The organism is Neisseria sp. P0021.S005 (assembly GCF_051956955.1).
Window position 1 is genome coordinate 1 of sequence record NZ_JBQCWY010000952.1, and the last position, 459, is coordinate 459.

At 59.3% G+C, this 459-nt stretch carries 1 protein-coding gene; it reads left to right on the forward strand.

Annotation, left to right across the window (positions count from 1 at the left end; genetic code table 11):
- A partial coding sequence (locus ACTHUE_RS20325) for a phage head morphogenesis protein (RefSeq protein ID WP_440424314.1) occupies window positions 1–459 on the forward strand: 459 nt, incomplete at both ends.

Below are 459 nucleotides of genomic sequence, written 5' to 3' on the forward strand. Positions count from 1 at the left end.
CAAAAAAGCCTTGCCGTATTTGCGCTACAACCATTCCGCCGCCGGGCATCCGCGCGACAGCCATAAACGCTACTACGGCCTAGTCCTGCCGGTTGACCACGACATTTGGAAAGTCATCTTCCCGCCCAACGGCTACGGCTGCAAATGCTCGGTGTCCGCCTTGACCCGTCGGCAGGCGGAGCGCGAGGGCATCAGCGGCGAGCCTGATGTGGATATGGTCGAGTTTACCAATCCGCGCACAGGCAAAACGGTATTGATTCCCGACGACATCACGCCGAGCTTTGCGCACAACCACGGCGACCGACTGGGCGCAATGGACGCGCTGTTTGGCGAGAAAAACGGCGAAGAGGCACTGGCCGCCATGATTGCCGAGCGTGAGGCGTGGCTGGACAAGCGGTATAGCGTGCCGTCTGATAAAGTGGCGGTGTTGGCTTTGTCAGACAAGGTGTCGGAAAAAGA